Here is a 24,054-nt window from a genome sequence, read left to right as displayed (position 1 = left end):
TGGCCGCTGCGGTCGGGGAACTGGCCCGGCGCTACCGGCCGCCGGACCCGCGCCCGGGCTGAGACCCCGGACCGGCCCCCGGGCTGAGACCCCGGTCCGGCGTTCGGGCTGAGACCTTGCCGGAGCGGCTGGCGCCGTCGCTGTGGTGGCTGGGGCCGCCGGAGCTGCGGGAGGCTGTGGCCGCTGCGGTCGGGGAACTGGCCCGGCGCTACCGGCCGCCGGACCCGCGCCCGGACTGAGGCCCCGGACCGGCCCCCGGGCTGAGACCCCGCCGGAGGCGACCGGTTGGGGTGGTGGCCACTCGGGCGGACCGCGACACGCCCGGCGCCCCGGCGCGGGCGGTTAGCGTCACCGTGAGCACCCTGGGCGACGGAGCGGGAGGCCGCGATGGCGGAGGCGCAGCGCACGGCCCCGGAAGGCGACGCCGTACTGACCCGGATCGGGCAAGCCGTGATGCTCCACCGGGGCGGCGACCGGGAGGAGGCGCGCCACCGGCTGGCCCTGCTGTGGCAGGAGCTCGGCCGCGACGGGGAGCCGTTCCACCGCTGCGCCCTCGCCCACTACCTTGCCGACACCCAGGACGACCCCGCCGATGAGCTGATCTGGGACCTGCTGGCGCTCGCCGCCGCCGACGGGCTGACCGGTGCGCGGGACGCGGACGCCGGGGCGGGGGAGCGGCGGCCCGGCGCGGCCGCGGTGCGCGCCCTCTACCCCTCCCTCCACCTCAACCTCGCGGTCGACTACGTGAAGCTGGGCCGGGAGGACGCGGCACGCGGTCAGCTGGCCCTGGCGCGAGCCAGCGCGGGCGCGCTCGGCGACGATCCGCACGGCGACGGCGTACGGGCGGCGATCTCCCGGCTCACCCTGCGGCTGGAGGGAAGCGGTCTGAGCGAGCGCTGATCACCGCGCGCACAAGGCCCACTCGCGGGTGACCCCGTCGATCCGCTCGAGCATGGTGCGTTCCTACGCGACGCGCGGCGGTGCGGACCGTTCGGCAGAGGTCATGCCTTCGGCACCATGCCGCGCAGCAACTCCTCGGCGCCGGTCCGCAGTTCCGCGCGGCCGGGCGGGTCGGCGTGGTCCACCCCCGCCGCGCATCCGAACATCAGCCCCTCGCACCAGGCGGTCAGTGAACGGCCGTGGCGGCGTGGCTCGGTGGACCCCGCGGCCGCCACCATCCCCTCCAGCAGCTGCCGGAAGCCCCGGCCCGCGGCGTCGTAGTACTCCCGGAGCTCCGGTCGCCGGGTGGCCTCGAGCGCCAGCTCGTAGCGGGCCACCAGCAGGTCGCGCTGCTGGGTCAGCGAGCGGTACAGGGCGAGGGAGAGGGCGTCGGCCAGGACGGCGACCGGATCCGCCGCCGTGCCGTGCGCCCGGTCCGGGCCGCCGGAGGGCGGGGGCATCTCCTCGGGGGCGAGGAGCCGCCCCTCCCGCTCCGCGAGCCGCCGTACCGCCGCCTTCAGCAGGGCGGCGCGGGTGCGGGCGTGGTTGGAGGTCGAGCCCTGCGGCAGTCCGGCCGCCTCGTCCACCGCGCGGTGCGTCAGCCCCCGCATCCCGCGCTCGGCCAGCAGCGCGAGGGCGGTGTCGGCGATCAGTTCGGCGCGGGACCCCGGTCGGGGCCGCCCGGACCGGGATCCGGTGGTGGCGGCGGGTCGATCAGCGGTCATGGCACCCAACCTACCTCTGGGACTACAGGTGTAGTAACTTCGGTGTCACTACACCCGTAGTGACTGGAGGAGTCATGCGCCACGCCCGTGCCGTCGTCATCGGCGGCGGAATCGGCGGTCTCACCGCCGCCGCGGCCCTGCACCGCCGCGACTGGTCCGTCACCGTCCTGGAGCGCGCGACCACCCTGGAACCGGTCGGCGCCGGGATCGGGCTCGCCCCCAACGCCCAGCGCGCCCTGGAGACGATCGGCCTCGGCGACGACGTCCGCGCGCTCGCCGCCTGGCAGGGCGACGGTGGGCTCCGCACCCCCACGGGCCGCTGGCTCTCCCGGACCGACAGCGCCGTGATGACCGAGCGGTTCGGCGGGCCGATGGTCCTCCTTCACCGCGCCACCCTCGCCGGGCTGCTGGCCTCCCGGCTGCCCGCGGGATGTCTGCGCACCGGCTCCGCCGCCGAGCTTGCCGACCCCGGCACCCCCAGCCGTCCCGCCCTGGTCAGCACCGATGACGATGTGCTGGAGGCCGAGCTCGTCATCGCGGCCGACGGGGTCCACTCGGGCGCCCGGCGCACCCTCTTCCCCCGCCACCCCGGGCCCGAGTACACCGGACTCACCGCCTGGCGCATGGTCATACCCCCGCCCGAGAGCGCCTTCGCGCCCCATGAGACCTGGGGCAGGGGACGGCTGTGGGGCACCCAGCCGATGAAGGACGGCCGGATCTACGCCTACGGCGCGGCCGTCGCCCCGCCCGGCGGCCGGGCACCGGACGACGAACGGGCCGAGCTGGTCCGGCTGTTCGGCGACTGGCACCGGCCGGTCCCCGAGATCCTGGCGGCCGTCGCCCCGCAGGACATCCTGCGCCATGACATCTGGCATATGACCCGTCCGCTGCCCGCCTACCACCGCGGCCGGGTGGCCCTGCTCGGGGACGCCGCCCACCCGATGGCCCCCACCATGGGGCAGGGCGGCAACCAGGCCATCGAGGACGCCGTCGTCCTCGCCCACCACCTGGGACCCGGGAGCGCGGACCTGTCGGCCGGCCTGACCGCCTACACCGCCGACCGGCTGCCCCGCACCATGGACGTGGTGCGCCGCTCCGACCGCGCGGCGCGCATGATCACCTTGACCGGCGCCGCCGCCGTGGCCCTGCGCAACACCGCCATCACCACCGTCGGCAGGCTCCGGCCCAACCTGGTGCTGCGCGCCTTCGACGGCGTCGCCGACTGGCGGCCGCCACGCGCGACGTATCCTTCGGGGTCAGGCGCGGGGGCACAGGCGGCGGAAGCCCAACCCCGGCACGCGCGACCGGACGGCGGGACGGACCAGGAGGCACTGTGAGGGTCGGCTGCATCGGCCTCGGCGATATCGCGCGGAAGGCGTACCTGCCCGTGCTGATGAGCCGCCCCGGCCTCGAACCGCATCTGCACACCCGCACCGCCACCACCCTTGAGCGGGTGGGTGATATCCACCGGGTGCCCGACGCCCAGCGCCACACCGATCTGGACTCCCTGCTCGCGACGGGCCTGGACGCGGCGTTCGTCCACGCGCCCACGGCCGTCCACGCCGACCTCGTCACCCGGCTGATCGAGGCCGGGGTGCCGACCTACGTCGACAAGCCGCTCGCCTACCATCTCGCCGACAGCGAACGGCTGGTGCGGCTCGCCGAGGAGCGCGGGGTGAGCCTGATGGTCGGCTTCAACCGGCGCTACGCCCCCGGGTACGCCCAGTGTCTGGACCACCCGCGTGATCTGATCCTGATGCAGAAGAACCGCGTCGGGCTCGCCGAGGACCCGCGCACCCTGGTCCTGGACGACTTCATCCATGTCGTCGACACCCTGCGCTTCCTGGCGCCAGGACCCGCCGACCACATCGACGTCCGGGCCAGGATCCGTGACGGGCTGATGCACCATGTGGTGCTCCAGCTGTCCGGTGAGGGATTCACCGCGCTCGGGGTGATGAACCGGATGAGCGGTTCCGCCGAAGAGCTGCTGGAGGTCTCCGGCCAGGACACCAAGCGCCAGGTGGTCAACCTCGCCGAGGTCGTCGACCACAAGGGCCAGCCGAGTGTGCGCCGCCGCGGCGACTGGGTGCCGGTCGCCCGGCAGCGCGGTATCGAGCAGATCACCGACGCCTTCCTCGACGCCGTGCGCGAGGGTGTCCTGCTGACCGCAGAGGACGCCCTGCGCACCCATGAGCTGTGCGAACGGGTCATCAGGGACGCGATGGAGTGCGCTCCGAGGACCTCCTGAGCACCACCCGCAGCCCCTCGTACCCGCCGTAGAGCACCAGCGCGGCCATCGCCCCGTACACGATCCACGGTCCGGTACGGACGTACGGACTGGTGCCCTGGCCCAGCGGCACCGTGTACACCGTGGCCGCGCTGGCGTCGGTGCCCATCCGGTCGCCGACCGGCTCACCGCGCGGCCCGTAGGCCGCGCTCACCCCGGTCAGCGTGGCATGCACCATCGGCCGCCAGGTCTCCGCGGCCCGCAGCGCGGCCAGCGAGGCATGCTGCTCGGGTGCCCAGCTCCGCTGGAACGTCGAGGTGGCCGACTGCACCACCAGCACCTGGGCGCCGTCCCGCACCAGCGAGCGGCTCATATCGGGGAACGCGGACTCGAAACACACCAGCGGTCCGATCCGCAGACCGTCGGGCAGCCGCATCACCACCTGTTCGGTGCCGCGTCTGCGGTCCTCGCCCGCGGCCTTGCCCACCGACGTGGCCCAGCCCAGCAGCGGCCGCGCCGGGATGTACTCGCCGAACGGGACCAGCCGCATCTTGTCGTAGCGGTCGCCGGTGGGGCCCTCGGGGCCGATCAGCACCGAACTCTTGTAGATCCCGGGCCGGTCGCTGCGCCGGGCGTCCACGTTCACCAGCAGATCGGCGTCGACCGCGCGGGAGAGCGCGGCCAGTTCGCGGCTCAGCGCCGGGCGCTGGTCCAGATCCTGGCCGACGCTGCTCTCGCCCCACACCACAAGATCCGGATGGTCCCCGGCCAGCCGCCGGGTCAGCTCCGCACTGCGCTCGAAACGGGGCAGCGGACCGTGGATCACGCCCGGCTGCACCACCGCGATCCGCGCCGTACCCGACTCCCCGGCCACCGGCGCCCAGGCCCATACCGCGCCCGCCGCGGCCCCGCACGCGGTGATCGCGGCCACCGCCACCGTGCGCGCCCGGGGAACGGCGATCAGCGCGGTCAGCGCCACGTTCACCAGCACCAGCAGGAAGCCGATCAGCCAGACCCCGCCCACCGAGGCGAACCGCAGCGCTGCCGGGACCTGCCACTGGCTCGCGCCGAGCAGCCCCCAGGGGCCACCCAGGTACTCCCAGGACCGTACGAGCTCGACCATCAGCCACGCCGACGGCACCAGCGCCAGGGCCGCCGCCACCCGGCCGGGACCCGGCCGCCCGTGCAGCAGCCGGTGGGTCAGCCAGCCCCACGGCGCCCACAACAGCCCCAGCAGGGTGGCCAGCACCACGATGAACACATGCAGACTCGGCATCAGCCAGTGGTGCACCGCGAGCAGGAAGCCCGTCCCGCCGAGCCAGCCGTCCAGCAGCGCCCGGCGGCCGGTGGGCGCCGTGCGGACGAGCAGCAGCCAGGGCACCAGCGCGGCGTACGCCAGCCACCACAGCGACGGTGCGGGAAACGCCAGCGCGGGCAGCGCGCCCGCCGCCAGGGCCATCCCACCGCGCCACCACCGCGAGGCGAGCCGACGCCTCCACCGGTCCCCGCCGCCGATCGACCAGCGCACTCCGGACACCCCCCTCCGCACGGACTTCCTCCCGGCCCTCGACCAGGCCGGTGACCAGTGTGCGGCAGTATCCCGATCATCGATAGGGCACATCGGCGCCCGCGTCGGTCCACCGGCTCTCATACCGCTTCCGGCAGGTCTTGTTCGGCCCAGATCAGCTTGCCGCCCTCGGTGTACCGGGTGCCCCAGCGGCGGGTCATCTGCGCGACCAGGAACAGCCCGCGGCCGCCCTCGTCGGTGGTGCGCGCATGGCGCAGCCGCGGTGAGGTGTTGCTGGTGTCGGCCACCTCGCAGATCAGCATGTCGTGCTGGATCAGCCGCAGCCGGATGGGCCCGGCGCCGTGCCGGATGGCGTTGGTGACCAGCTCGCTGACGATCAGCTCGGTGGTGGGCACCAGCGCGTCCAGCCGCCATTCGGCGAGCTGACGCACCGCGAGGGAGCGGGCGTTGGCCACCACGGCCGGGTCCGAGGGCAGATCCCAGGAGACGACATGGCCCGGGCCCAGCGCGCGGGTACGGGCCAGCAGCAGCGCCACGTCATCGCTCTGCTGGCCGGTCATCAGGGTGTCCACCACGGTCGAGCAGAGCTCCTCCAGGGGCATCCCGGGCTGGCCGAGGGTGTTCCTCAGCCGCCCGAGACCGATGTCGATGTCCTGGTCGCAGCTCTCGATCAGGCCGTCGGTGTAGAGCGCGATCAGGCTCCCCGCGGGCAGCTCCAGCTCCGCGGACTCGAACGGCAGCGAGCCCAGGCCCAGCGGGGGACCGGCGGGCAGCGGCGGGAAGGACACCTCGCCGCCGGGGTCCACCACCGCCGGGGTGGGGTGGCCCGCCCGCGCCATCGTGCAGCGCCCGGTGACCGGGTCGTAGACCGCGTACAGACAGGTGGCGCCCAGCACCGCGGCGGAGATGCCCTCCTGCCCGGCCTCACCGGCCTGTTCGGCCTCCTCGTCGGTGAGCCGGATGACCAGGTCGTCCAGATGGGCCAGCAACTCCTCGGGGGGCAGATCCATATCGGCGAGGGTGTGCACGGCGGTGCGCAGCCGCCCCATCGTGGCCGCCGCGTTGATGCCGTGTCCGACCACATCGCCGACCACCAGCGCCACCCGCGCCCCGGACAGCGGGATGACATCGAACCAGTCGCCGCCGACGCCGTCGCGCGCGTCCGTGGGCAGATAGCGCGAGGCCACGTCGATGGCCCGGCCACCGGACAGGGCGTGCGGCAGCAGACTGCGCTGGAGCGCCAGCGCGGCGTTGTGCTCCCGGGTGTACCGCCGGGCGTTGTCCACGCACAGCCCCGCCCGCGACACCAGCTCCTCGGCGAGCAGCAGATCGTCCTCCTCGAACGGCTCCGGATGCCGGGAGCGGATGAACGAGGCCACGCCGAGGATGGTGCCGCGCGCACCGATCGGCGCCACCATCAGCGAACGCATCCCGAACTCGCGGACCTTCGCGGTGCGCGCCGGATCGTCCCCGCTCCACGCCCCGATCGAGGCGTCCATCGCCGGGTCCAGCAGGGCCTCCCCGGAGAAGAAACAGCAGGCGAACGGGGACGCGGGGGAGATGGCCACGGCGTCCCCGGGCTCCGCGATGGACTCCGGGCACCCCTCGCGGATGGAGCTCTGGCCCGCGCGGCGGAAGGCGGGCAGGGTCTCACCGGGCTCCGACAGCGGCTCCTCACCGCGCAGCACCGACTCCAGCAGATCGACGGTGACGAAGTCGGCGAGCGAGGGCACCGCGAACTCGGCCAGCTCCTGGGCGGTGTCCCTCACGTCCAGGGTGCTGCCGATCCGGGCACTCGCCTCGTTGAGCAGGGCCAGCCGCTCGCGCGCCCGCCAGCGGTCGGTGACGTCCATGCCCATGTAGCACACGCCCACCACATTGCCGTCGGCGCCGTCGAGGCGGAAGAACGACGTGGAGTAGGCGTGCTCGCGGTGCGGCTCCGCCAGCGTCCAGCCCCGGTACTCGAAGTCGACGACCGGGTCGCCGGTCTTGAGCACCTGCCGCATCTGCGCCTCGATGGCCTCGGTGTCCAGGCCGGGGAGCATGCTGTTGGCGATCCGGCGGCCCAGCCGCTCGGCGCGCGGCACCCCGCCGTAGCGCTCCAGAGTGTCGTTCATCCATACGTACCGCAGGTCGGGGCTGAGCACGGCCATCCCGATCGGGGCCCGGGTGAGGAACGCGGTGAGCAGCGAACCGCTCACCGCCCAGGCCGGGACCTTGCCCATGTCGATCGCGGAGACAAGCCAGCACCGTCCGCCGTCCGGCCCCAGCATCGAGCAGACCCGCAGCCCCACATCGATCCGGCGGCCGTCCCGGTGGCGGATCTCCTCCATCCCGCCCCAGCTGCCGCCGGTACGGCATCGCTCGGCGATGACCAGGGCCTTCCCGGTGTCCTCCGGTGTCGCCAGCAGTGTGGTGGCCGGCCGCCCCATCACCTCGGCCGACGGATAGCCGAGCAGCTCCTCCGCCGCGGCGGTCCAGCCGATGACGGCCCCCGTCGCATCGATCAGCGCCGTCGCCGCATCCGCCATGTCGAAGGGGACATGGGTCTCGGTCGGCGCGATTCCCTCGGGGATGGCCATCGCACCCGTCCCATCTGCGGATACATTTCCCTTAATACTATGACTTCTGCCCCTTCTGGTCCCGGTGCTCACCTTCGACGGCGCCGACCCGGTGGCCGACGGCGGAAGTGAGGTGAGGCTTACCTGGGTCAATAGCCCGGAATCCCTACCTCCGGAATCTCTTGACAACGTTCAGGTGTGCGATTCAGGATCTCCCCGTGAACTTGTCAGACAGCCAGACAGGTGAGGGCTCGCTCCGTCGCGTCAGTGCGATGGAAGCGGTGCTCACCCATCTCCGGAGCGCCATCGAGCGCGGCGACTACGCGGTGGGGGACAAACTCCCCTCCGAGGCGGAGCTGTGCCGGCGCCTGGAGGTCAGCCGTCCGGTGCTCCGCGAGGCGCTGCGGGCCCTCCAGACCATGGGGCTCACCGCGTCGCGCACCGGCAAGGGCACCTTCGTCATCTCCAGCGGCCCGGTGGAGGACCCCACCTTCGGCGACTACGCCGCCAGCGACCTGATGGAGGTACGGCGGCATATCGAGATCCCGGTCGCCGGGTACGCGGCGGTGCGCCGCTCCGCCGAGGACCTCGACCACCTCTCCCATCTGCTGGAGCGGATGGAGCGGGAAACGGACACCACCGCCTGGGTGGCGATGGACACCCTCTTCCACCTCGCCGTGGCCCAGGCGGCCCGCAACCCGGTCTTCCGCAGGGTCATCGAGGAGATCCGCGATGCCCTGGCCCGGCAGTCGGCGTTCCTGAACGAGCTCGGCGGCCGACGCGAGCAGTCGAACCGGGAGCACCGGGCGATCATCGAGGCGCTCGCCGACGGTTCCGAGCAGGACGCGGTGGAGGCCATGGCCCACCACCTGGAACGGGTCGAGACCACGCTGACCTCCATCGTGCGGCCCGCCGAGGCGGACGGCCCCACCACCCCCGAGGCGCCGTAACCCCCCGGTACCGCACCGAGCCCCCGAGTCCCGGACGCCCTCGAGCTTCCGAGCCCCCCACGCACCGAACGCGTCGAACACAACGAACCCACCCCGGTACCGAACGCACGAGCGCACCACGGAAGGCGGACAGCAGGCGTGAGCGAGCAGTCCCTCCGGCAAGAAGTACGCCACCAACCCCCCACCGAGCCGCCCCCGCAGCATGTGGACGCGGGCGACGCCGGGTACAGCAAGTCCCTCAAGGCCCGGCACGTCAACATGATCGCCATCGGCGGCGCCATCGGCACCGGGCTCTTCCTCGGCGCGGGCGGGCGGCTAAAGGACGCCGGACCCTCCCTCGCCGTGGCCTACGCCGTCTGCGGCATCTTCGCCTTCCTGGTGGTGCGGGCCCTGGGCGAGCTGGTGCTGCACCGGCCGTCCTCCGGCGCGTTCGTCTCCTACGCCCGGGAGTTCCTCGGGGAGAAGGGCGCCTTCGTCGCCGGGTGGATGTACTTCCTCAACTGGGCCACCACCGGGATCGCCGACATCACGGCCGTCGCCACCTACACCCACTACTGGGGAATGTTCACCGATGTACCCCAGTGGGTGATCGCCCTCATCGCGCTCTCCGTGGTGCTCTCGGTCAACCTCATCTCCGTGAAGATCTTCGGTGAGCTGGAGTTCTGGTTCGCCATCATCAAGGTCGGCGCCCTGGTCGCCTTCATGGCGATCGGCATCTTCCTGCTGGTCACCCGCGAGCAGGTGGCCGGGAACACCCCCGGTCCGAGCCTGATCACCGACCACGGCGGGGTGTTCCCGCACGGTGCGCTGCCGATGCTGCTGGTCATCCAGGGCGTGGTGTTCGCCTACGCCTCCGTCGAGCTCGTGGGCGTCGCGGCGGGCGAGACCGAGAACCCCGAGAAGATCATGCCCAAGGCGATCAACTCCATCATGTGGCGGGTCGCCCTGTTCTACGTCGGCTCCGTGGTGCTGCTCTCCCTGCTGATGCCCTCCGGTTCCTACTCCGGCGACGAGAGCCCCTTCGTCACCGTGCTGTCCAAGCTGGGGGTACCGGCGGCGGGCGGAGTGATGAACCTCGTGGTGCTCACCGCAGCCATGTCCAGTCTCAACTCCGGTCTCTACTCCACCGGCCGGATCCTGCGCTCGATGGCCATGTCCGGCTCCGCGCCCAAGTTCACCGGCGCGATGAGCCGTACCCATGTGCCCTACGGCGGCATCCTCCTCACCGCCTTCTTCTGTGTGCTGGGCGTCGGCCTCAACTACGTGGTGCCCAGCGACGCGTTCGAGATCGTGCTCAACTTCGCCGCGCTCGGCATCCTCGCCACCTGGGGCATGATCATGCTCTGCCATCTGCTCTTCTGGCGGCGAACCCGGACCGGTCAGCTGTCGCGTCCCGGCTACCGGCTGCCCGGCTCCCCGTACACCGAGATCGTCACCCTGGGCTTCCTCGCCTCCGTCCTGGTCCTGATGTGGGCGGACGGCGGCGCCAGCCGGATCACCGTGATGGCGCTCCCGGCGATCGTGGCGGCCCTGGTCCTCGGCTGGTTCGCGGTACGCCGCGGGATGCGCGGCTCCCGGTGAACCACCCGTCCAGAACCTGGAGTTCCCCGGCCGGGGCCATCCGGCCGGGGCACCTCCCGTCACCCACCACCGCGACCACGAAAGCACTGTGATGACCACCCCCCTCGGGCTGCCGAACGACACCGTACGCCGTGTCCCCGCCGGGCCCCCCGCCGTCCGTGAACCCCGCCATGTGCCGCTGGCGCATCTCGTGCGCGGCGGGATCGTCGAAGGCGTGCACCACGGTTCGGCGGTGGTCCTGGGGCCCGACGGCCACACCGCCTTCGCGACCGGTGACACCGAGGTGGCGTGCTATCCGCGCTCCGCGCTCAAGCCGGTCCAGGCGGTCGCGCTGGTCCGGGCCGGGCTGCCGCTGGACGGCGCACCGCTCGCGCTCACCGCCGCCAGCCACTCCGGTCAGGAGTGCCACCAGAGCGGCGCGCGGCGGATCCTGGAGCGGGCCGGACTGACCGAGGACGCGCTGCGCAACGTCCCCGACCTGCCCTACGGGGCGGCCGAGCGCGAGGCATGGCTGCGCGCCGGACACGGGCCCACCCGGCTCGCCCAGAACTGCTCCGGCAAACACGCGGCGATGCTGCTGACCGCCCGGCTCAACGACTGGCCGCTGGAGAACTACCTCGACCCGGCCCACCCCCTCCAGCGGCTGATCGCCGACACCGTGGAGGACCTGACCGGACAGCGGGTCGCCGGGGCCACCGTCGACGGCTGCGGCGCACCGCTGTTCTCCGTCTCCCTGCGCGGCCTCGCGCGGGCCGCCGCGCGGATCGCCACCGCCGCCCCGGACACCGCCGAGGGCCGGGTGGCGGCAGCTCTGCGCGCCCACCCCGAGACGCTGTCCGGCGCCGGACGCGATGTCGCCCGGCTGATGGCCGCCGTGCCCGGACTGATCGCCAAGGACGGCTTCGAAGGCGTCCAGATGGCCGCGCTGCCCGACGGCCACGCCCTCGCCGTGAAGATCTCCGACGGCGCCGACCGGGCCCGGATGCCGGTCACCGCCGCGCTGCTCGCCCGCTGCGGCGTCGACCCCGAGGCGCTCACCGAGTTCGCCACCGCTCCGGTGATCGGCGGCGGCGCCACCGTCGGCCGGCTGCACGCCGTCGACGCCCTCACCCCGCCCACCGGCTGACCCGGCCCCACCGTCGTCCCCGTCCCACCGCCACACGAGGAAGCACCGGACCACCATGACCTCCACCGCCGGCCACCGCCGCGAACACGACCTGCTCGGCGACCGCGAGGTCCCCGCCGACGCCTACTGGGGCATCCACACCCTGCGCGCCTCGGAGAACTTCCCCGTCACCGGCACCCCGATCGCCACCTATCCCCACCTCATCAACGCCCTGGCCGCCGTGAAGGAGGCCGCGGCCCGCGCCAACGAGGACCTCGGACTGCTCCCTCCGGCCAAGGCCGACGCCATCGCCGCCGCCTGCGAGGAGATACGCCGGGGACGGCTGCACGACCAGTTCACCGTCGATGTGATCCAGGGCGGCGCCGGGACCTCGACCAATATGAACGCCAACGAGGTGATCGCCAACCGGGCCCTGGAGATGCTCGGCCACGCCAAGGGCGACTACGGCCACCTCCACCCCAACGAGGACGTCAACCTCAGCCAGTCCACCAACGACGTCTACCCGACCGCCGTCAAGGTCGCCACCATCATCGCCGTGCGTGAACTCCACGCCGCCATGGAGACGTTGCGCGGGACGTTCGCCGCCAAGGCCGAGGAGTTCCGCGACATCCTCAAGATGGGCCGCACCCAGCTGCAGGACGCGGTGCCGATGACCCTCGGCCAGGAGTTCTCCGCCTATGCCGTGATGCTGGAGGAGGACCAGAGCCGCCTGCTGGAGGCCGCCGGTCTGGTGCACGAGATCAACCTCGGCGCCACCGCGATCGGCACCGGCCTCAACGCGCCCGCGGGCTATGCCGAAGCCGCCCGCGGCCACCTCGAGGCCCTCACCGGACTCCCGCTCGTCACCGCCGCCAACCTGGTCGAGGCCACCCAGGACTGCGGTGCCTTCGTCCAGCTGTCCGGAGTCCTCAAGCGCATCGCGGTCAAGCTCTCCAAGAGCTGCAACGACCTGCGGCTGCTCTCCTCCGGGCCGCGCGCCGGACTGGGCGAGATCAACCTCCCCCCGATGCAGGCCGGTTCGAGCATCATGCCCGGCAAGGTCAACCCGGTCATCCCCGAGGTCGTCAATCAGGTGGCGTTCGAGGTGATCGGCAACGATGTGGCCATCACCATGGCCGCCGAGGCAGGACAGCTCCAGCTGAACGCCTTCGAGCCGATCATCCTGCACTCCCTCTCGGAGAGCATCACCCACCTCCGCGCGGCCTGCCTCGTCCTCGCCGAGCGCTGTGTCGCGGGCATCACCGCCAACACCGCGCGACTGCGCGCCACCGTGGAGAACTCCATCGGCCTGGTCACCGCCCTCAACCCGCATATCGGCTACGGCGCGGCCACCAGCATCGCCAAGGAGGCCCTGGCCACCGGCCGCGGGGTGGCCGAACTCGTCCTGGAGAAGGGCCTGCTGCCGCCGGACCGGCTCGCCGCCCTGCTGCGCCCGGAGGAGGTCGCCGGACAGCACTGAGACCGCCTCCGGTCCGCGATCACTCCTGGGCGCTCCGCAGCCGGACCACCGCCGGAGCCACGCTCAGCGGCAGCAGATCCCGGGGCCGGTCCGGCCGGGTCACCTCCAGCCGGATCCCGTCGGCGATGCGGTACGGGCGGTGCGCCAGCACCGCCCCCAGCCGACGGCGCAGCCGGGACATCGCGGCCCGTACGGTCACCATGCGCGTCGGATCGCCGAACAGGTCCTGGGCGAGCTGCGCCGCCGTACGCCCCTCGGGATGGGCGGCCAGCACCAGCAGCACTTCGGCGTGGCGGGCGCTCAGTTGATGGGTCCAGGTGCCCGCGGGGCCGGAGAAGGTCAGTGACCAGTGGTGCGGATGGCGGACGTCCAGCAGCAGACGGCCCGCCGCGGCGGGGGCGCCGTCCTCGTCGTACTCACCTTCCAGGACCCGCAACAGATGCCCGCCCGGCAGGGGTTCGACCCCGCAGGTGCCCAGCGCGGGCAGCCACACCGGCCCGTCCGCCGCCGCCTTCGGCAGCAGCAGCCGACGGTCCTGGGGGTTCACCCCGGTGACCCCGGCGACCCAGCCGTGCGGATCGACCGCGACGGCCTTGCCCCGGATCCGGGCGAGCACCGGCGCGGCGACCGCGCGCAGCCGGTCCAGCTCCCGGCTGTGGGCCAGCCGCAGTTCGCCCTCGGCCCACCGGGCGGTCGCGGTGACCAGGGAGAGCACGGTCGGATGGGCGGTGGGGGCCGGTCCGCTGATGTCGATGACGCCCAGCAGCCGCCCGTCCCGGGGGTCGCGCACCGGGGCGGCGGCGCAGCTCCAGGTATGGAAGGCGCGGACGAAGTGCTCCGCGGAGTGCACCCGGACCGGGGCGCGGACGGCGAGCGCGGTGCCGATCCCGGTCGTACCGGTGACCTCCTCGGCCCACTGCGAGCCCTCGATCAGCGCGATACCGTCGGCGTGACGGCGGATGCCGCGATGGCCGTCGATCCACAGGACCCGCCCCTCGGCATCAGCGATGATCATGAGATGACCGGCCGCCTCGGCCGCCTCCAGCAGCCCGCTGTGCAGTGTGGGCAGCACATCGGTCAACCGGGTCTGCTGCCGCCGCCGCTCCAGTTCGTCCAGGCTGAGCGCGCGTGGAGGGCCCCCGCGGTCCGGATCGAGCCCCAGCCGCAGCATCCGGTCCCAGGACTGGCCGATCACCGGGCGCGCGGGCAGGGGGAGTTGGCCGCGGCTCAGCGCGGCGTCCCGCATGACCGCCATCAGACGGGCCGATTCGGCCGGACTCAGCGCGGCCAGAGGATTGGCGTGGCGCGGGTGCTGGATTCGCATGGGTTGCGGCCTTTCGTTACACCGCGGGCCGCCACGGCGGCGGGCGGCGTGTCCGCCTGACGCCGGGTGCCATGGTGCAGCCTCAAGTCCGTGCTGAACAGGGCTTCGTTCTCTCCGCGATTGTAAGGTGGCCGCCACCGCGGACGGCACCGTACGCGGGGCGGATCCGGCCCCGGCGCGGAGCCTGGCGGCCGGGAACGGCCCGGAGCGGCAGGCGAGATCGTCCGGATGAGTGACCGGCCCGGCGCGCGGAGGCGATCCGGGAACGACGCGGGGGCCGCCGCCGTTCAGGGGGTGCGGACCGCCGCGGATCCCGCCAAGTGGACAGATGGCAACCACGGGGTGACGCGTCGTAAGCTGTGGGTCATCGGCTGCTGGGAGGTCATGGTGTCGCAAGGGGGGCCCGCTCGGGCGATGCTCACCGCCCTGCTGGCGAAGCTCTATCCGGAGGTGCGGTCGGTGAGGCGGGTGCTCGACACCGCCGATATCCCGGCCGGAATGGTGGACTTCGGCGGGGGCGCGTTCGATGTGTGGCACGCGGTGCTGCGCGAGGCGGACAACCGGGGCAAGCTGGAGGGGCTGCTCACGGTCGCCGTCAGCGAGTTCCCGGAGAACGCCGAACTGAGGGCGGCCCTGTCCGGGGCGCTCGACCGGTCCGCCGCGCCCGTTCACCCCGACCGGGGTGCTTCGGTCAGCGCCACCCACGCAGAGAAGCTGATGGGCAGTCAGAGCACCCTGCTGCCGCTGGCCTTCCTGGAGCAGGGGGTGCGGGCGGCCCGCTGCGTCGGGCTGTTGCGCGGACCGCTGGGAGCCCTGGGCACCGGCTTCCTCGTGGCCGGTGACTTCGTGGTCACCAACCACCATGTGCTGCCGGACGCGGAGACCGCCGCCACCGCCCGGATCGTCCTCGGCTACCAGGAGGGGGCGGACGGCGAGATCGACGGCGGCCGGAGCTTCCCGCTCGACCCCGGACTCGGCTTCGCCCTCTCCGAGGAGCACGATCTGGCCGTGGTGCGCGCCTCCGAGCCGCTGACCGCGGAATGGGGCGCGCTGGAGCTCGCGCCCTCCGGCGCGCAGCCCCCACAGCGCCTCAATATCGTGCAGCACCCCGTGGGCGGCCCCAAGAAGGTCGCGCTCTACCACAATGTGGTCAGCCACAGCGATGAGAACCGCCTGCTGTACTTCACCGACACCCTGCCCGGCTCCTCCGGCTCGCCGGCCTTCGACGACCAGTGGCGGGTCGCCGCCGTCCACCGCGCGGGCGGCAACCTCCCGTCGCCGGACGGCAGCGGGCGCGTCTATATCAACGAAGGCACACCGGTGCGCCGCCTGGTGGAGCTGCTCGCCTCCGCCGCCTCCTGAAGGCGCGTCCGTGGCGACCCCGATCGAACCCCTGCCACCGGACGAGGCCGCTCTCCTGGCCGAATGGGAGCGCACCCGCTGGTGCGGCCCGTTCGGCAAGGAGCTGGCCGAGCGCCTCGGCGACGCAGTCCCGGCCGTGCTCGCCCAGGCCGGGATCGATGTGGTGTGGCCGGCCGGTGGGCCCGGTCCGCTGAGGGCGGCGCTGGACGGCGTGCTGCGGCGCCATCTGCACAACGCCGACGCGATGGAGCGGCTGTTCACCGCGCTGCTGGAGGACTACGGCCCTCAGGAGTGGATCACCGAGCAGCGGGCGCGCTACCGGGCGATCCGGGCCGGGCGCCGGGGCGGGCTCCCGGCCCTCGCCCCCGGGTTTCTGGACCCGGAGGAGCGCGCCGACCTCCACACCCTGCTGGGCGACGCCGGATGCCCCGCGGAGCCGGGCGAGCTGTGCGAGGTGTTGTGGGCCGCGGCCTCTTCCCTGGGGCTCCCGGCCGCCCGGGACGGTCTGCTGACCGCGGAGAAGGCCGGTACGGTGACCGCTCTGGTGGAGGAGCTCGACACGCGTCACAGCCCGGGGGGACGGGTCCCCCCGCTGCTGGTCTTCCTCGAACACCTCGCCGCCCGCGCCGAGGACCCCGTCCGCGACGAGCTGCGGGCCTGGATCGACACCGTGGCCTCGGCCCGCGGCCGACGGGTGCCCGCGGCGCGGCTGGCCGAGGAGCGCGCCGCCGCGGATACCGCGGCCTCGGTGTCCGACAGCTGCCACGCACCGCTGACCAGCTGTCTGATCCGGGTCGAGGCCACCGGCCCGGGAGCCGACCGGTACCGGCTGGCCGCCTGGCTCTACCGCCGGGGCCGTTGCCTCGGCATCAAGGTCCAGGACAACACCCTGTACACGGTGGCCGAGATCCCCGGCGGCGCCGAGGAGTTGATCGCCCGGCTCCAGCCGTATCTCCAGCATCTCGACCCCGAGGCCCTGACCTTCGAGTTCCTGCTGCCCTGGGAGGCGCTCGGCTGGCCGGTCGACGAGTGGAATCTGCGCGGCGGGGGTCAGCTGGCCGTGGACCGCCCCATCGGCCGCTACGGCCGGGTGGTCGTCCGCTCCCTGGACCGGCTGCGCGACGGCTGGTCCACCACCCAGTGGGTGGCGCGCTGGGAGCGGCTGGACGGACCGTCCGCCGCCGACGGACCACCGCCCCGGGCCTGTTGGCTGGACGGTGCGGGCACTCCGGCGGACGAGTCCGACGACCGGCCGGAGGAGGATCAGCGACCGCTGGTGGCGGACGGGGCGGCGCCACAGGTGCTGGCGGCCGAGGTCGCCTCCCGCAAGGACATCAGCTGTCTGATCCTGACCTACCCCTATCCGCATCTGACCACCGCGGTGCCGGACGCCCTGCTGTCCGCCATCCAGGAGGGCGTACCGGCCGCCGTGTGGTGGCGCGGCCACCGGGACGGCGGGATACCGCCCGGACGCGCCCGGCGCGTCGCCGCGCTGGCCGAGGAGGGCGCCGGGCTCGCCGGGCTGCCCGCCACGGTGCTGACGCTGCGCCAGGAGGCCGCCCGGTGCGCCGACGGGGCCCATGACGGCACCGGTATCGCGGTGTTGTGGGACAACCCGGGCTGGCATCCCGAACGGCTCAGAAGACTCGGCGGCCCCAGGGCCCACAGAGGAGGCAACGGATGATCCCCGAAGAGCAGCAGTCGCCCGCCGAGGCGCCCGGGGCGGGGGCCGGGGTGCCGGAGGCGCGCGCCGGGGCCGATCAGGTGCCCGCGCCGCCGAGCTGGTGGATCTACTACGGCGACGGCGTCCGCCGCACCGGCTGGACGCTGCCCGAGGCCCCGCCCTGGCGGCAGTTCGACGGCAAGCGGCCCGAACCCGACGAGCCGGTCGCCGAGCCGGACACCGCGACCGACACCGCCGTCTCCGACACCGCCACCGCGCCGGACGCCGCCACCGCGCCGGACGCCGCCACCGCGCCGGACATCTGTGCCCGCCACCACGGCGAGAGCGCCGTGCGGACCGACCGGATCACCACCTACCGCGCGGAGCCGGAAGAGGCCCGTATGGTCAACGCCGCGCTCCATCTGCGCCGTCCGCTCCTGGTCACCGGCAAACCCGGCACCGGCAAGTCCAGCCTCGCCCGGGGCATCGCCCATGAACTGGCCCTCGGCCGGGTGCTGCGCTGGTCCGTCACCAGCCGTACGACCCTCGCCGACGGGCTCTACGCCTACGACGCGATCGGCCGTCTCCAGGGCGAGCGGCGCACCGAGGACCCCGGCGGCGGCGCCACCAAGCACCCCGTCGACATCGGCAAGTATGTGCGTCTCGGGCCGCTCGGTACCGCTCTGCTGCCCTCCGACCGCCCCCGTGTGCTGCTCATCGACGAGCTGGACAAGGGCGATGTGGATCTGCCCAACGACCTCCTCTCGGTGCTGGAGGAGGGGGAGTTCACCATCCCCGAACTCCAGCGGTACCCCGAGTGCGATGTGAGGGTGATGACCGACGACGGGCGCCGGGAGCCGGTCCGGCACGGGAGGGTGCGCTGCGCCGAGTTCCCCGTGGTGGTGCTCACCAGCAATGGCGAACGGGAGTTCCCACCCGCGTTCGTCCGCCGCTGTGTCCGGCTGGACATCTCCCCGCCGTCCCGGCAGAAGCTGGAGCGCATCGTCGAGGCCCACCTCGGCCCGGAGGTGCTGCGGGCCTCGGCCGCCCGTCTCGAGCGGTTCGCGCGCGACCTCGAAGAGGGCCGCAAGCTGCTGGCCACCGACCAGTTGCTCAACACCCTCCGGATGGAGAGCGCGACCGCGCACTCCGACGACCCCGAGTGGCCCGTCGTCCTGCGTGAACTCCTCCGCCCGCTGAACGACACGGCATGACGGACCTCACCCATCTCCTGGCCATGGCCAGGGAATTGACAGGCGACGACGAGCTGACCGCCCGTGAGCTGGCCGAACTGCTCTGGCTGGCGGAGGAGGTGCGAGGCGCCGCGCGGACGCCCGCAGCACCGGCCGAGCCACCGCCCGGCGACCCGCCCGCGCCGCCGTCCGCGCCCCCGGCCCCGCCACCTGAGGCCGAGCCGCCACCCGGGGAGCCCGCGGACGACACCCCGCCGCAGCAGCCGCCCGCGGAGGAGCCGCAGCGGCCGCCCGCCACCCCGCTCCACAGCCCTGTCGCGTCCGGACCCGAGGACGGCGGCGGAAGCGGCGGCGGCGTCGCGAAGGCCAGCCCCCTTCCGCTGCGGCAGCCCTCCGCGCTTCCGCACCGGCTGGAGCTGGCCCGTGCCCTGCGCCCGCTCAAGCGGCGGGTGCGCGCCCCCGGCCGCGGGGTGCTCGACGAGCCGCGTACCGCGGACCGTTCCGCCCGCGCCCGCCGTCCGCTCCCGGCGCTGTGCCACGCCTCCGAACGCTGGCTGGAGCTGGCCCTGGTCGTGGACGAGAGCGTGTCGATGTCCGTGTGGCGGCGTACCGTGGACGACTTCCGCGCGCTCGTCGAAGGCCATGGAGCCTTCCGGGACGTACGGATGTGGCGCTTCGACGCCGACGAACCCGAGCTTGTCCTCCGCTACGGTCCGGGCGGTGGTGACGGCCGCACCGCCCCGGGCGCCGAGGGGCGCAACCCGGCCGAGCTCCACGACCCCGCGGGCCGCCGTCTGATCCTCGTCCTCACCGACGGTCTCGGGGAGTTGTGGGGCACCCCGGCCATGACCGGGACCTTACGGCAGTGGGCGCGCCGCGCCTCGCTGACCGTCGTCCAGATGCTGCCCCCCGACCTGTGGCACCGCACCTGGCTGCCACCGGTCCGCGCCGCGCTGCGCGCCACCGGACCGGCCCGGCTGACCGTACGTCCCGTGGGCCCCGGCGGCACCTTCGTCACCGGCGGCGGCTGTGCGACACCGGACCTGGTGCCGCTGGTCACCCTGGATCCGGAGTGGCTGCGCCCCTGGGCCCAGGCGGTGTCCGGCAGCCGGACCACCTGGCGCCCCGGTTCGGCGGTGGACCTCGCCAGGGCGCCGTCCCACGGCGAGCCCGATCCGGTGACACATCCGGTGCCGGAGCACGAGACGTCGGCGGCCCGGCTGGTGGAGGAGTTCCGCACCTGGGCCACGCCCGACGCGGTGGAGCTGGCGTTCCTGCTCTCCGCCGCCCCGCTCACGCTGCCGCTGATGCGATGGCTCCAGCAGACCCTGCTGCCCGCCACCGGCCCGGCACAGCTCGCCGAGGTCTTCCTCTCCGATCTGCTGGTCCGCCCGACCGGACGGCGCCGGGGCGGGAACCCCGACCGGGTGGTGTACGAATTCCGCGACGGCGTCCGCGACGAACTGGCCTCCGGGCTCACCCGCACCCGTGCGTACCAGGTGCTCACCACGCTCATCCGGGCCCCCGAGGCGCTGGCCGAGCCCTTCGGCGGCTCACTGGACTTCCGGGTGCTGGCCGCCGACCCGGCGGGCTCACTGGAAATCGCCGACGGCCGGGTGTTCGCCACCGTGGCCGCGTCGGTGCTGGGCGGTCTCGGCGGTGAACTCACCCCCTACGCGGAGCGGATCGACGACGCGCTGGGGGACCTCGACCGCGATCTCGACCGCGAGCGCACCAAGGACGAGCCGCGCGGACGGGTCTGTGTGACCGCCGCCCAGGTGGCCGGGCGCGATGTGGTCGTCACCTCCGTCGGCGGTGAGCTGTGGATCTGGGACCTGACCACCGGCCGCGGCCGACTGGCCGCTCACGGCGGGAAGACGTCCGTCACCGCCCTCGCGTGCGCCACCACGGCGTCCGGCCGGGCGATGGCGGTGGCGCTGTACGCGGACGGTGTGCTGGCGGCGGTGGACCTCGCCGCCTACCGCTGGCCGGAGTCGTGGCGGCGGGGGGTGGGCGCCCGCCCCGGGGCGCTGGCCTGCGGTGAGGTGGCGGGCCAGCGGATCGTGGCGGTGGCCGGGCCCGACGGGATCGATATGTACGACCTGGACAGCGGGGTGCGGTTCCTGCCCACCGTGCCGGTCACCGAGGAGGTCTCGGCGCTGGCGGTGCTGACGCTCCAGGGCCGTTCGCATCTGTTCACCGGGGACACCGAGGGCGTGGTGCGCGACCGGGTCCTGGAACCGGGCGGCATGGGGACGCTCCCGGCGGCGAGTGGACCGGTCGGCCGGCGCTACTTCCTCAGCTTCGCCCTCGGAACCCCCGCCGACCCGGCCACCGAATCCGCCTGCCATCGGCTCGCCCTGGCCTTCCAGGCGTTCGGCTGCCACGTCCGCGTGGCCACCCAGCCGAGCGAGGGGGAGTACCGGGGGGTGCTCGACGAGATCACCTCGGGGCTCACCGAAGCGGACGCCCTGATCGTCCACCTGGCGGGCCATCGGCGGGGCGACGCCGACGCGCTGCTCATGCCCGGGGGCCGGGGCCCGGAAGGAGGGCGTCGGATGCTGATCGCGGACGGCTGCCAGGAAATCGCCCTCGACCGGTTCCCCCTCCTCGGCTTCGACACCCTCGTCGTCCCCGCGCCGGAAGTCCCTTCCGGGGTGCTCACCCATGCGTTCGCCGAGGCCCTGGAGCGCCTGGGCGACGCACGCCGGAGAGCGCCGAGCGCCGAGCCGTACATCCCGCTGACCGAAGTGGTGGACTTCGTCGGGCTGCTGGCCGACGAGCCCACGGCGCCCCACCCGGTGCTGAATGTGCGCCACACCCGCCGCCTCCACGACGAGTTCCTGCCCAACCCCGGATATGAACCCGCCTCGGAGCGGGACACACCCGTCCGCACCCTGTGGAGGTATCCGCAGGACGCGCCGACCTTCCGCACGCTGACCGGATGGATCGGCAACCCCTCCGCCTCTCCACGGCTGGCCCTGGTGCTCGGCCCCGAGGCGAGTGGCAAGACCACCTTGCTGGTCACGCTGACGCAGTGGGCGCGGCGGGAGGACTCCGGCCGCGCTGCCGTCATGGTGTCGGCCGCCGGGGCCAGCCGTACGGCCCTGACGCATCTGCTGGCCGCGCGGCTCGGCGAGGAGGACGAACCACCCTCCGGACTCGACGAATTGGTGGGACGGCTCGCCCGGCGGGGGGACCAGCCCCTCATCGTGGTCGACGCCCTGGACGAGACCCCGAACGCCCGCGCCATCGTGCGGGAACTGCTGCTGCCCCTGCTCGACGCCAGGGTGTGCCGGGTGCTCGTCGGCTCCCGCTCGGGGCGTCACACCAGGGAGCTGTTGGAGAACGACCGGCCCGCGCTCACCGTGCGACTCACCGCCACCCGCGATATGCGGCGGCGCGCGGTGCGCACGGTGTGCGAGGAGATGCTCGGTTCGGCGCCGTACTACCGCCGCCGGGACGACGCCTTCGTGCGCAAGGCGTTCAGCGAGGCCGTCGCCGCCACCGTGGTCCGGCGGAGCGCCCCCGGAGAACAGATCGTCATCGGCCGCGCCTTCGCCGGATTCATCGCCTCCCGGGGCGAGCCGCTGGAGAGCGTCGACGAGGCGGAGTGGGTCGGCTCCGGAGTGCCCGGGTCCCTGTCCGACGTGGTGGACCTGTTGCTCGCCGACGCCCGCAACCCCTGGACCCGGCCCGCGCTCAAGATCCTCGCGGATGCCAGGGGCGACGGGCTGGCGGACACCGACATCCAGCGCCGGTGCGCCACGTTCGAGGGCGCCCCGCCCTCGCTCTACGAGGTGCGGGAGGCACTGGTGCCGGTCCGGGGGCTGGTCACCACCACCGTGGACGCGCGGGGCGCCACCCGCTACCGCGTGGTCAACGTGGCCGTGGCGAACCGTGTGCGGTCCGCGCCGACCGCCGATCCCGACCTGGCCCGCGATCCGTTGCCGGTCCGCCCCTGGTCCGCACCGGCCACGGTGGCCCGGCAGCCGGGCGGTCTGCTCGCCATGGCGGTCGACGGCCGGTCCGCCGCCCCCGCGCTGGTGTTCACCGGCACCCGGGCACCGATGCTGTCGTGCTACTTCACCCACGGGGAGGACCGGCTGCGCCGGGTGCGCTTCACTCCGCGCGATGAACTCCTGCCCCAGCTCGGCTTCGTGGACTGGTCGGGGGGCAGGGCGGCGGTCCTGGGGTCCCGGTCCGGGCTGACCGTCCTCCCGCTGGACGGCCCGGTCGTCATCGAGGAAGGCGCCCTCGAAGGGGCGGGCGCGATCGAGGCGTTCACCGCCACCACCAGCGCCGCCGGACGTCCGGCGGCGGTCACGGTGGACGGCGAGGGAGTTCCACGGGGCTGGCACCTGGACCACGGCACCCCTTGGGGACGGCCCTGCGTCGCCGTGCCCCGGGTGCTGTTCCTCCACCCGTCCGAGCTGGACCCGTGGGCCGCCGGGCTGAGTTCCGGTCTGGCGAAGGTCGGTCTCCCGCTCGCCGCGGACAGTGTGGATCTGCGGACGGTGTCCTATCTGCCCGTACTGCGACCGGCCCCGGACGAACCGGACATGCTCGATCTGGACACCGTGGCCGCGGCGCAGCAGCTGCTGCCGGAAGGGTCCACCAGGAGCAGATTCTCCTTCCGGGGGCTGCTGAACTCCCTGACGCGGCGGCTCGGTGTGCTCCCGGACTGGCTGCCCGCCGTCACCCAGGAGTTCATCACCTATCTCGCCGACGACGCGCGCCGGGCGGCGGTGCAGAGCATGCTCGCGGAAGCGGTCGCCGCACAGCGGCCCCGGGTCCTGATCACTCATGGAATGGGCTCCGTCATCGCCTACGAGGCCCTGTGGGAGCGGCCCGAACTGTCCGTGGAGCTGCTGGTCACCATGGGCACCCCGATGGGTCTGGACGCGATCTTCCCCCGGCTCCAGCCCGCTCCGGTGGACGGCAGGGGGCGGCGGCCACCGGGTGTGCGGCGCTGGGTGAACCTCGACGGCACCCTGGATCCGCTGTCCTTCAGCCCGCTGTCCGAGAAGTTCGACGGCGTCGAGCTGAACATCGTGTGCGAGGGGATCGGAACGCTGCTGGAAGGCGGCCGCAGGAGCTATCTGAACTCCCCGTCCCTGGCCGAGGTCCTGACCCCCTATCTCCACCTCACCCCTCCGAAGGAAAGGACGCCATGACGGACGAACGGCGGCCCTCCGGCCCGCCCCCGGGCCCCGAGGACGACTCGAACTTCCTCGAACACTCCGCCGGTGACCCGCTGCTGCCGCTGCCCGGCCCCTCCTCCGGCTACGAGGTCTACCTCTTCCGGTGCGAGGTGTGCGGCGAGGAGTGCAGGATGATGTTCATGGACGCGGGGGAGTCGCCCCTGTGCGCCAGGGAGCCGGACCACGGGGCGGCCACATGGGTGAGATGAGCC

Annotated in this window: 16 protein-coding genes; 12 read left to right on the top strand and 4 right to left on the bottom strand. The window is 73.4% G+C overall.

The window, feature by feature from the left end; genetic code table 11:
• Nucleotides 1-387 precede the first annotated feature (387 nt).
• Nucleotides 388-900, top strand: a complete 513-nt coding sequence (locus AB0C66_RS26895) for a hypothetical protein (RefSeq protein ID WP_362443742.1) — start codon at nucleotides 388-390, stop codon at nucleotides 898-900.
• A 101-nt stretch (nucleotides 901-1,001) separates the two neighbouring features.
• Here the strand turns inward: AB0C66_RS26895 and AB0C66_RS26890 are convergent, their stop codons facing one another.
• Nucleotides 1,002-1,664 (bottom strand): TetR family transcriptional regulator, encoded by a 663-nt coding sequence (locus AB0C66_RS26890; protein WP_362443739.1) that lies wholly within the window; start codon nucleotides 1,662-1,664, stop codon nucleotides 1,002-1,004.
• A gap of 74 nt (nucleotides 1,665-1,738) precedes the next feature.
• On the opposite strand from AB0C66_RS26890, the gene AB0C66_RS26885 reads away from it, so the two are divergent.
• Nucleotides 1,739-3,001 carry an FAD-dependent monooxygenase gene (locus AB0C66_RS26885; protein WP_362443736.1) on the top strand — a complete coding sequence of 421 codons (1,263 nt, stop codon included), beginning with the start codon at nucleotides 1,739-1,741 and terminating at the stop codon, nucleotides 2,999-3,001.
• A complete protein-coding gene (locus AB0C66_RS26880) occupies nucleotides 2,998-3,912 on the top strand; it encodes a Gfo/Idh/MocA family oxidoreductase (protein WP_362443733.1) in 915 nt (304 codons plus the stop codon). Before AB0C66_RS26885 ends, AB0C66_RS26880 begins: the two co-directional genes overlap by 4 nt.
• On the opposite strand, the gene lnt is transcribed toward AB0C66_RS26880, so the two are convergent.
• Entirely contained in the window at nucleotides 3,875-5,350 is a 1,476-nt protein-coding gene (lnt, locus tag AB0C66_RS26875; protein ID WP_362443863.1) for an apolipoprotein N-acyltransferase, read from the bottom strand. The two genes, AB0C66_RS26880 and lnt, sit on opposite strands and share 38 nt — an antisense overlap.
• A gap of 188 nt (nucleotides 5,351-5,538) precedes the next feature.
• Complete coding sequence (locus tag AB0C66_RS26870; RefSeq protein WP_362443730.1) at nucleotides 5,539-8,001, bottom strand: SpoIIE family protein phosphatase; 2,463 nt, start codon at nucleotides 7,999-8,001, stop codon at nucleotides 5,539-5,541.
• 197 nt (nucleotides 8,002-8,198) lie between these two features.
• On the opposite strand from AB0C66_RS26870, the gene AB0C66_RS26865 reads away from it, so the two are divergent.
• The 4 genes from AB0C66_RS26865 (at nucleotide 8,199) to aspA (ending at nucleotide 13,096) form a co-directional block, all read left to right on the top strand.
• Nucleotides 8,199-8,930 (top strand): FadR/GntR family transcriptional regulator, encoded by a 732-nt coding sequence (locus AB0C66_RS26865; RefSeq protein WP_362443727.1) that lies wholly within the window; start codon nucleotides 8,199-8,201, stop codon nucleotides 8,928-8,930.
• 138 nt (nucleotides 8,931-9,068) lie between these two features.
• Nucleotides 9,069-10,511: an amino acid permease gene (locus AB0C66_RS26860; RefSeq protein ID WP_362443724.1), complete on the top strand. Its 1,443-nt coding sequence runs from the start codon at nucleotides 9,069-9,071 to the stop codon at nucleotides 10,509-10,511.
• A gap of 91 nt (nucleotides 10,512-10,602) precedes the next feature.
• Nucleotides 10,603-11,637, top strand: coding sequence for an asparaginase (locus AB0C66_RS26855; RefSeq protein WP_362443721.1), 1,035 nt, complete (start codon nucleotides 10,603-10,605; stop codon nucleotides 11,635-11,637).
• Between the two features lie 55 nt (nucleotides 11,638-11,692).
• Nucleotides 11,693-13,096: an aspartate ammonia-lyase gene (gene aspA, locus AB0C66_RS26850; protein WP_362443718.1), complete on the top strand. Its 1,404-nt coding sequence runs from the start codon at nucleotides 11,693-11,695 to the stop codon at nucleotides 13,094-13,096.
• Between the two features lie 19 nt (nucleotides 13,097-13,115).
• Here aspA and AB0C66_RS26845 read toward each other — a convergent pair whose 3' ends face one another.
• Nucleotides 13,116-14,420: a GAF domain-containing protein gene (locus AB0C66_RS26845; protein ID WP_362443715.1), complete on the bottom strand. Its 1,305-nt coding sequence runs from the start codon at nucleotides 14,418-14,420 to the stop codon at nucleotides 13,116-13,118.
• 342 nt (nucleotides 14,421-14,762) lie between these two features.
• On the opposite strand from AB0C66_RS26845, the gene AB0C66_RS26840 reads away from it, so the two are divergent.
• From AB0C66_RS26840 to AB0C66_RS26820, 5 genes are read left to right on the top strand one after another with little or no spacing between them, the layout of a single operon-like run.
• Nucleotides 14,763-15,782, top strand: a complete 1,020-nt coding sequence (locus tag AB0C66_RS26840; RefSeq protein WP_362443712.1) for a trypsin-like peptidase domain-containing protein — start codon at nucleotides 14,763-14,765, stop codon at nucleotides 15,780-15,782.
• 10 nt (nucleotides 15,783-15,792) lie between these two features.
• Nucleotides 15,793-17,466, top strand: coding sequence for a hypothetical protein (locus AB0C66_RS26835; RefSeq protein ID WP_362443709.1), 1,674 nt, complete (start codon nucleotides 15,793-15,795; stop codon nucleotides 17,464-17,466).
• The gene (locus tag AB0C66_RS26830) at nucleotides 17,463-18,659 is read left to right on the top strand and encodes a MoxR family ATPase (RefSeq protein ID WP_362443706.1); all 1,197 of its coding nucleotides are present in this window, start codon (nucleotides 17,463-17,465) and stop codon (nucleotides 18,657-18,659) included. Before AB0C66_RS26835 ends, AB0C66_RS26830 begins: the two co-directional genes overlap by 4 nt.
• Entirely contained in the window at nucleotides 18,656-23,815 is a 5,160-nt protein-coding gene (locus AB0C66_RS26825) for an SAV_2336 N-terminal domain-related protein (RefSeq protein ID WP_362443703.1), read from the top strand. The genes AB0C66_RS26830 and AB0C66_RS26825 overlap by 4 nt, the downstream gene beginning before the upstream one ends.
• Entirely contained in the window at nucleotides 23,812-24,051 is a 240-nt protein-coding gene (locus AB0C66_RS26820) for a hypothetical protein (RefSeq protein WP_362443700.1), read from the top strand. The genes AB0C66_RS26825 and AB0C66_RS26820 overlap by 4 nt, the downstream gene beginning before the upstream one ends.
• Nucleotides 24,052-24,054: the final 3 nt, after the last annotated feature.

The organism is Streptomyces sp. NPDC048636, assembly GCF_040650655.1.
GTDB lineage: Bacteria > Actinomycetota > Actinomycetes > Streptomycetales > Streptomycetaceae > Streptomyces.
The sequence above is the reverse complement of the archived record's forward strand: the minus strand, read 5'-3'. Positions and strand labels throughout refer to the sequence as shown.